The following is an 8,522-nucleotide window of genomic DNA, read 5'->3' as shown; positions in this document are numbered from 1 at the left end:
CGACGCAACCAACTACAAGCCTGACCAGTACCAGGTCAAGGTTGAGGGCATCGACGTCTCCGACGCGACCGCGACCACGAACTTCAACATCGTTGAAGGTCCGGTTTCCCCGACGGTCCAGCCGACCGGCAGTGAGACCACTGTCCCGCCGACCCAGACCGCAACCACCACCGTCCCGGCCACCACCCCGACTCAGCCCGGCTTCGGTGCGCTGATCTCCCTGATTGGCCTCGGTGCAGTTGCGTTCCTTGTCATGCGCAGGAACTAATCCCCCCTTTTTTTTAGCGTCTCTCTTCTGTTCTCCGCTCCCGTTTCATTCCAGTGCTCTGCTGAATCGCTCCTGAAACGGAGTTTCAAGCGGTTTTTTGAAAGCCCCCTCTGGTGGCTTTCATGGTAAATCCCCATGCTGTGGTTGCTGCCTCTCCCTGATCGCAGGAAGAATGTGCGGACCCCCTGCCTTTTTCATATCATTCGTGGGGGACTAAATCGAATGTCTTCGACCCTCTCCATCTCACTTTGTTTGTACATGAGTATGGGGGGCAAGGCGCCCCGGAACCGGTGCTTCAGAACAGGAATTCGAGAGTAATCTCTCCAGAAGCATTCTACGCGAGGATGAAAAAAGTCAATTTCAACGGGTTTTTCTGGCAGGAATGCCGATACCCTGTGAACTTCCCCGCGCCTGTTTGGGCGTGGCTTCCTGCTTCATGGACAACACTTGCATCACAGAAATATGATGTAGAGGTGTCGTCTTCACAGCACGGGAAATCGGAGATTTCCCTGACCGGGAAGTGCTCCGCATTTCCACAGGCTCAATGGGCTGTTCCATCCCCACGCGGTGAATATTCGCCGCGGCATTGTAATCTCGATCGGCAACAAACCCACAGTACGGACATTCGTGGACTCTCTCGGAGAGCGTCTTTTTCACAATGCTCCCGCCGTTTGAGCACATCTGTGACGTATTCCGGGGATCGACTTTTACAAGTTTCGTACCTGCACTTTCAGCCTTGTACGCAAGATCAGAATAGAATCGTCCCCATGAAGCATCGCGAATGCTCCTGTGCAGTCCTTTAGAGTTGCCTTTCTCCTTCAGACCTTTGATATTCAGGTCTTCGACGCAGATCGTTGCATAGGTATCAACATACAGGCGGGAGAGTTTGTGCATAAAATCTCTCTTCTGGTTCGTGATATGATCATAGACCGTCTCCAGTCTGCTCTTTGCTTTCTTCCAGTTCTGTGAAAATCGTTTCTTCCGGGCAATGCTCTGTTGCAACTTCTTGATCCGGTCAAGCGAGTGCTCATAGAATCGGGGGTTTTCGATCACCGCACCCTCGCTATCGACCGCAAACGAGTTCAGACCGACATCGATACCGACAGATTGCCCTTCACGTTTTGACGTGGAGACCTCCCGCTCTGCCTGAACAATCACGTAACATCTATCACCAGAACGGGTGATCAGGACACCTTTCACCTTCCCGTGTATGGCCGGTGCATGGTGAAGGGAAGTGTTCCGATCTTCGAGAATGAGATGGTGCTATGCTCTTTATCAATCTTGAACCCTGGCTGGTTGTAATTGAGCGTCCGGTACCGGAAGGCGCTCTTGAAATGGAGCTTGCCGATCTTCCATCCTTTCTTCTGTGTATGTGACAGTGCGGCGATGTTGCTCCAGAGGGTATAGTTCACCATCTGGAGCACTTTGGAATATACCTCTTTCAGTGCAGGATTCTTGTCTTTCAACGTGACGATCCGCGCCTGCGTTTTCTGCATCTTCGGAGTGATCCCATTCTCTCGTGCAGTGTTGCACTCTTCAAGAAGTTTGTTATATAACCACCTGCAGGTATCGAGTGCAGCATTCAGCCGTGTCTCAACGGTTGCGTCTGGATATGCTCGATACTTGTAGGAAAAGAGCATCGACAGTATCATATCCGCCCACTCATAAGATATACCTGTTCTATACGTGGCGAAGGTGAAGACAGGTGGATCCGCTTCACGTCAAATTGGAAATGTGCCTGACAGGTCTAACCTCCTTTGGTTGTGCGGTGGTATCTCCAGTCCGTTGACTGGTGACCGTGCACTTCCAAAGGAACTGTATATGGGTATCTCTCTCCGGTGGTGCACACTTCCCACTCCTCCCTCTTCACCCCCACAATTTAAACAAGACAGGAGCATCATTATCCATGAAACTCGTAACCAGGCTGATTGACATCGCCCATCGCGGTGTCCTCCTCCATGCCACCGATGCACGGGAGATCAGCGTGCGGGACGGCGACCGGGTCGAGGTGAATAACCAGGTCACCGGCGAGTCGGTATCCGCCTTTGTCGACACCACCGCCTCCCTCATCGACCCGGGCGTGATCGGCGTCTACCGGCAGACCCAGCAGCAGATCGACGTCCTTGACGGCGCCGAGGTCGAGGTGCGGGCGGCCGACCGTCCGGCCTCCCTCGACTACATCAGGAAGAAGATGGACGGCCAGCGCCTCTCCAAGGAAGAGACCTACGCGATCATCAGGGACGTCGTCGGCGACGTCCTCTCCCCGAGCGAACTCACCGCCTATATCGTCTCCACCTACACGAACCCCCTTGACATGGACGAGGTGGAGTACCTCACGCGGGCGATGGTGGACACCGGCGAGCACCTCCACTTCCCCTCGTACCCGATCGTGGACAAGCACTCGATCGGCGGGGTGCCGGGCAACAAGATCACCCTCCTTGTCGTCCCGATCGTCGCCGCCGCGGGCCTGAAGATCCCGAAGACGAGTTCGCGTGCGATCACCGGCGCCGCCGGCACTGCCGACCTCATGGAGGTGCTCGCCCCTGTGGAGTTCACCGCCGCCGAGGTCCAGCAGATGACAGAGAAGGTGGGTGCGGTGATCGTCTGGGGCGGGGCGACGAACATCGCCCCGGCCGACGACCGGTTCATCACCGTCGAGTACCCCTTCAAGATCGATGCACGGGGCCAGATGCTCGCCTCGGTGATGGCGAAGAAGTTCGCGGTCGGCGCGAACCTTGTCGCCATCGACATCCCGGTCGGCGAGCACACCAAGGTTCCGACCGTTGAGGAGGGGCGAAAAATGGCGCGTGAGTTCATCGATCTCGGTGAACGCCTGGGCATGCGTGTGGAGTGCGCTCTCACCTATGGCGAGTCCCTTGTCGGCCACACCATCGGCCCGAAACTCGAAGTGAAGGAGGCGCTCTCCGTCCTCGAAGGTGCGAAAGAGCCGAACTCCCTCATCCAGAAGAGCCTCTCCCTTGCCGGCATCCTCCTGGAGATGTCGGGGAAGGCGGCGCCCGGCCAGGGCTATACGATGGCCCAGGAAGTTCTCGCTTCAGGCAGGGCCCTTGCAAAGATGAAGGAGATCATCAGGGTGCAGGGCGGCAACGCCGACGTGACCGCCGCGGAGATCACTCCCGGCGAGTTCCAGTTCGTGGTCAATGCCCCGACGAGCGGGTATGTGGTCGAGTTGAACAACAAGGCTCTCATCAGCCTTGCCCGTGCTGCGGGCGCACCGCAGGACCCGGGTGCGGGCGTCTCCGTCCATGCAAAGAAGGGGACACAGGTTCGGGTCGGCGAACCTATCTTCACAGTCTATGCCGACCGGAAGTGGCGCCTCCAGAAGGCGCTCGAAGTCGGTCGCCAGTTGATGCCGGTCGTTGTCGAGGGGATGCTCCTCGACCGCGTCCCCGGCAGGCACTGGGGGCCGGGAGGTGAATCCCATGGTATGTAAACTACGTATTCTGATCATTGCTGCCCTTGCCCTCCTCCTCTGCGGCACTGCCGTGCAGGCGTCCACCCTCGTCGATGTGACGGTGAAGGACGCGGACGACGGCACCGCCCTCAAAGGGGCGACGGTCTATGTCGACGGCAGCGACGAAGGCACCACCGACTCGCGCGGCGAGGTGTCCTACCGGCACACGGAGTCCTCCCGCTACAACCTGAAGGTGACGAAGTCGGGCTACAAGGACTGGTATGAACGCATCGACGCCGACGACACCTCTGTGGCCGTGCGGATGGACAGAGATTCTCTCGACCTGAAGATCACCGTCTATGACGCCGACACCTTCCTCCCGGTCTCCGGTGTCTGGGTCGAGATCGCTAATAAGGTGAGCGGTGAAAAGGACTCTGAAAAGACTGATTCGACCGGTCTTGCCACCTTCGAGGTGAAGGCGAACGAGGACTATTCTGTCGAGGTCGAGGCAAAGGGCTATGACCTGCTACAGCGGGAGATCGAGATCGACGACGAGGTCGAGCCCGTCCAGTTCTGGCTCTATCCTGAGGGCAGGTTCGCCTTCCGGGTGCTTGATGCCAGGGACCATGTCCCGATTGCCAATGCCACAGTGAAGGTCGGCGGGACGGTGCGGGGGACGACGGGCCGCGACGGTTTCGTCACCACTGTCCTGGATACGGACAGGCGATACCTCGTGGAGGTGACCCACCCGGCGTACAGCGACTACTGTCAGGAGGTATCTATCCCGGAGAATGCCGTCCTCACCGATATCTTCCTCTCCAAGTCCACGTACCCGGTCTTCATCTCGGTCTATGACGCCGCGAAGGCCCCTCTGGCCGGGGCGAGCGTCTCTGTCGACGGTAAAGACGTCGGTGTGACTGATAATTACGGACGGTTCAGCCTTGAGTCGGTGGTGGCGGGCACGCATGCCATCGAGGTCAGAGCTCCCGGCTATGTCGCCTGGCAGGGGTCGTGCAACTCTCGTGACCAGAAGACCGACCTTGTCGCCGAACTGGTGCCTGTCTCTGTTCCTGTTGCGGTCATCGTCGGGAGTCCCGACCACAAAGCCCTTGCCGGTGTGGCAATTGGCGTGAATGGGACGGACCGGGGCGTCACCGGGGCGGACGGGATCCTGAAACTCGACATCGAGCCCGGCAGTTACAATGTCTCGGGAATGCTCGACGGCTACAAACCCACATATCTGGTGCAGCAGGTCCCGATCGGTTCCTCGGGCGAGTCATGCTCCCTCACGATGCAACCTTCCGGCCTACCTCTCGGGATCATCGGCGTGGTCGCGGTCATCCTTGTCCTCGTGGCGGTCGCCGGTGTGGTCGTGGCAGGGAAGGTGCGGACTCCATCACGCCGCAATCGCAGGCCCGGTCGGCGTGGCGGTTTCTAAACATTCTATTCCCCTTTTTTGGATCCGGGAGAATTTTTTGGCATTGCGGTGCCGGCCCCCTCAATCGCCGTTAATGAATTATATTGCTTTCTCTTTTTTAATCCTGCATTTTTTTTGATCATCTTAATTATGCCATTATTAATCTATCTTTTTGAATATCTGACAATATTTTCAAGATAATATGAATCGTCCTGTTTTATATGGGGATCGGGTCTGTACATACCTGAGGGAGAAGATATGTCGATACAACGTTTTGGAATACTCCTTTTTGGCGTGCTGTTCCTCTTCTGTGCCGGAACCGCTGCCGCGGAGCCCCAGATGCACCTTCAGGCCGATACTGCATGGCTTGTCGCCGGTAGCGGGGGCACGTCGACGGTCATGGTGACGGTGACCGATAGCGGTGGGGCGCCCCTTGCCGGGCAGAGCGTCGCGTTCTCCTGTGATCCCGCGCTGGGTACGGTGTCGCCGTCCACGGTGACGACCGGCGCCGATGGAAAAACGACGGCGACATTCAGGGCCGGGACGAGGAGCGGCCCGGCGACGATCACGGCGACGTTTGAGTACCTCGACGAAGACGATGTCCCCCGGACAGTTTCTTCGTCCTGCGACCAGATGATCGACCACGCCGCCCCGTACAGGCTTGCTGTCCTTGAGTACGAGAGCGAGATCACCGTCGGGTCCACGACCGCGATCGTCCTTGCCATGGAGGACAGGTACGGCAACCGCGTCGACGCCCGCCGGGAGGCCGAGACCGTCCGCTTCCAGGTCGGGTCGCCCGGCGGCCGTGCCGGTATCTCTGACGGGAGCGAGTACCGCGACGACGTCGTCCTGCCTGTGGACGAGAACGGGGATGTGACGGCCGACTTCAGGGCCGACCAGACGGCCGGCGAGAACATCATCTACGTCTCCTTCCCGGGCACGGTCGCCGCCACTACACTCACCATCTATGGCATCGGCAACGCCGCCCCTGCCTCGATCGCGTGTTCGGTCAACCCGTACTCCGACCCCGTCCCCTGGGTCCCTGCCGACGGGGAGAGCACGTTCACCCTCACCTATACCCTGAAGGACGCCTCTGGCAACCCTGCAGGGAACCGTTCCGTGCTGTTCTCCGCCCTTGCCGGGGAAGACCGGTCTGCGGTCACGAACTCTGACGGTCAGGTCATGATCTCCTATGGACCAAAGGACGCCACCGGCACCGTGACGATCACGGCGACGTCGGCGGATGATCCATCAGTGGTCTGTTCGCAGACTGTCGAGTTCACGAACACCGAACCGGTGAACATGCTCCTTTCGGCGAACCCCCAGTCCATGCCGAGCCGTGACGTGAAGGATGACATGGCCGCGGAGATCAGGGCGAAGGTCATGGACGAGAAGGGCAACCCTGTCTTCGGAGAGACAGTAACCTTTTCCCTTTCCAACATCGATACGGCCGGATATAGTGCCACCGCATCCCCCGAACTGGTGGAGATGTCGGCGACCACGGACGGAGACGGCTATGCCGTCGTCCATTTCAGGCCCGGCGCCTTCACCCGCGACCGCAATGACCCCGCCTACAGCAACACAGCCACCGGGACCTGCGAGGTCGTCGCCGTGTGGGGTGACGTCAGCCGCACCCTCCCCCTCACCTGGAAGAACTATCCCTATCTCTCTGTCTCCACCTCGGTCGACCCCGAGACCGTCGAGGTGAATGGGACGGTGAACGTCACTCTCGCCCTCAAGGGCGATGGGTGGGCCCTCCAGCCCGACCCGATCGACGTGGTGCTGGCGATTGATCGCTCGGGAAGCATGCTTTACGACAACCCTGACCGTATGCATTCGGTGAGGGAAGCGGCAAAGCAATTTGTCGGCAGCATGTCATCTGACCGGGATCGTGTTGCGGTCGTTTCCTTCGGGAGAAATGGATCCATCAGTCGCCCTGGATCAAATTCCAGGATCTCAACGAGTTATATCAACAACAATTATGTGTGCCCGGTCACCTACAGCGACTATGCCACGGTCGATTCCGATCTTTCCAGCGACGCTGCTGCTGTCGATACGACACTCGACTCCTTGGTCCCGGATCACGGCACGCCCATGCGCCACGGTCTTTACAAGTCTGTCAGCGAACTTGTATCTGATGGGCGGGACGACGCGGTGAAGGCAATCGTTCTGCTCTCCGACGGTGACTACAACTGGTACGGCGACCCGCTGGCCCGGGGATACCAGGGTAGCTCCACTCCTACGTATTACAACGATCTCGACAGCAGGTACTACTATTATTCCGGCCTCTCGCATGCCGAGCAGAATATGGCCACCTATGCCCTGGACCATGATATCAAGATCTACTCGATCGGTTATGCGGATAGCATATCCTCCGGCGGCAGGAGTACGCTCCGGACCCTTGCCGAGACGACGGGCGGAAAATATTATGATGGCGATGCCGCGAATATCGATGATGTGTACAGCCAGATCGCCGGCGACCTCAAGACCGAGGCCGGCGTGGACACCATGATGGACCTCTCCTTCCAGAACGTCCAGGTGAACAACGCCCCTGTGCCGGGCGAGGATGTCTTCGCCTACCAGTACATCCCCGGTGTCTCGACGAATATCGCGAGCTGGATCGACAACGAGACCGGCCACTACGACCCTGTTCCCCTCCACACCGAGGACCAGACGGCCGACTGGGAGGACGACCAGAGCCTCCACTTCGACATCGGCACGGTCCGCCTCGGCCAGACCTGGACGACCTCCTACACCCTCAAGGTGCTGAAGGACGGGAACATCAATGTCTTCGGTCCGGGTTCGACGATCTCCTTCAATGGCGGCACTGATTCGCTCGACCTCCCTGAAACTTTCATCACCGCCGTTCCCGACCTGAACAACACCGGGATCATGAACGCCACCCTTGACCTCGTCGAACCTCTACAGCGTGTCGGTTCTGGTCCGGTCACCGACTTCCTGAAGGTGGGGTGGCACATGAACTACACGGGCAACTATACGGCCACCCAGCGTCTTTCCTACTCCACAGACCGGGGGAAGACCTGGACGCCCTTCCTGACGATGACGCCCAGGCCTGCAGGCGAGCGTGACGAGGTGGCAAGTCTTGACATCCGCTCCCTTGCCGCCGGCAGGTACCTGATCCGCGTCGATGCGACGGCGCCCGACACCCGCAGCGACAGGGTGCAGCTCATCAATGGGATCCAGGTGGGTAACCTCCAGTCCAACAAGATCAGGCTGGAATAATTTTTTTCTTTTTTTGACTCTGTAGAATCAGACATGAGTCGGGAGCACGCCCCAGGCATACCGCATGAAAATTGTTCTGAGGAGTTCGTCTGGTCAACGTGCCTTCCCGCACGCTTGCGCCGGGGGCGCTGCCCCCAGACCCCCGGAATTACGATAGGACGGGGAAGGCAGAGGGCGAA

General features: G+C 58.7%; 6 protein-coding genes. 4 read left to right on the top strand and 2 right to left on the bottom strand.

Annotation, left to right across the window (positions count from 1 at the left end; genetic code table 11):
* A partial coding sequence (locus PHP59_RS09835; RefSeq protein WP_300166495.1) for a PGF-CTERM sorting domain-containing protein occupies positions 1 to 268 on the top strand: 268 nt, incomplete at its 5' end.
* Between the two features lie 360 nt (positions 269 to 628).
* On the opposite strand, the gene PHP59_RS09830 is transcribed toward PHP59_RS09835, so the two are convergent.
* Both PHP59_RS09830 and PHP59_RS09825 read right to left on the bottom strand, forming a co-directional pair.
* Positions 629 to 1,426, bottom strand: a complete 798-nt coding sequence (locus tag PHP59_RS09830; RefSeq protein ID WP_300166493.1) for a transposase — start codon at positions 1,424 to 1,426, stop codon at positions 629 to 631.
* Positions 1,427 to 1,464: 38 nt separating this feature from the next.
* Positions 1,465 to 1,908 carry a helix-turn-helix domain-containing protein gene (locus tag PHP59_RS09825; protein WP_300166491.1) on the bottom strand — a complete coding sequence of 148 codons (444 nt, stop codon included), beginning with the start codon at positions 1,906 to 1,908 and terminating at the stop codon, positions 1,465 to 1,467.
* A gap of 266 nt (positions 1,909 to 2,174) precedes the next feature.
* On the opposite strand from PHP59_RS09825, the gene PHP59_RS09820 reads away from it, so the two are divergent.
* The 3 genes from PHP59_RS09820 (at position 2,175) to PHP59_RS09810 (ending at position 8,343) form a co-directional block, all read left to right on the top strand.
* Positions 2,175 to 3,722: an AMP phosphorylase gene (locus tag PHP59_RS09820; RefSeq protein WP_300166489.1), complete on the top strand. Its 1,548-nt coding sequence runs from the start codon at positions 2,175 to 2,177 to the stop codon at positions 3,720 to 3,722.
* Positions 3,712 to 5,121, top strand: coding sequence for a carboxypeptidase regulatory-like domain-containing protein (locus PHP59_RS09815; RefSeq protein WP_300166487.1), 1,410 nt, complete (start codon positions 3,712 to 3,714; stop codon positions 5,119 to 5,121). Before PHP59_RS09820 ends, PHP59_RS09815 begins: the two co-directional genes overlap by 11 nt.
* A 237-nt stretch (positions 5,122 to 5,358) precedes the next feature.
* Complete coding sequence (locus PHP59_RS09810) at positions 5,359 to 8,343, top strand: Ig-like domain-containing protein (protein WP_300166485.1); 2,985 nt, start codon at positions 5,359 to 5,361, stop codon at positions 8,341 to 8,343.
* Positions 8,344 to 8,522 lie beyond the last annotated feature (179 nt).

It is taken from the genome of Methanofollis sp., assembly GCF_028702905.1.
Classification (GTDB): domain Archaea; phylum Halobacteriota; class Methanomicrobia; order Methanomicrobiales; family Methanofollaceae; genus Methanofollis.
The sequence above is the reverse complement of the archived record's forward strand: the minus strand, read 5'-3'. Positions and strand labels throughout refer to the sequence as shown.

Coding starts and splice junctions, on each gene's coding strand:
- PHP59_RS09825 (WP_300166491.1), bottom strand. CDS start 1,908: ATGCTCTTTTCCTACAAGTATCGAGCATATCCAGACGCAACCGTTGAG.
- PHP59_RS09820 (WP_300166489.1), top strand. CDS start 2,175: ATGAAACTCGTAACCAGGCTGATTGACATCGCCCATCGCGGTGTCCTC.
- PHP59_RS09815 (WP_300166487.1), top strand. CDS start 3,712: ATGGTATGTAAACTACGTATTCTGATCATTGCTGCCCTTGCCCTCCTC.
- PHP59_RS09810 (WP_300166485.1), top strand. CDS start 5,359: ATGTCGATACAACGTTTTGGAATACTCCTTTTTGGCGTGCTGTTCCTC.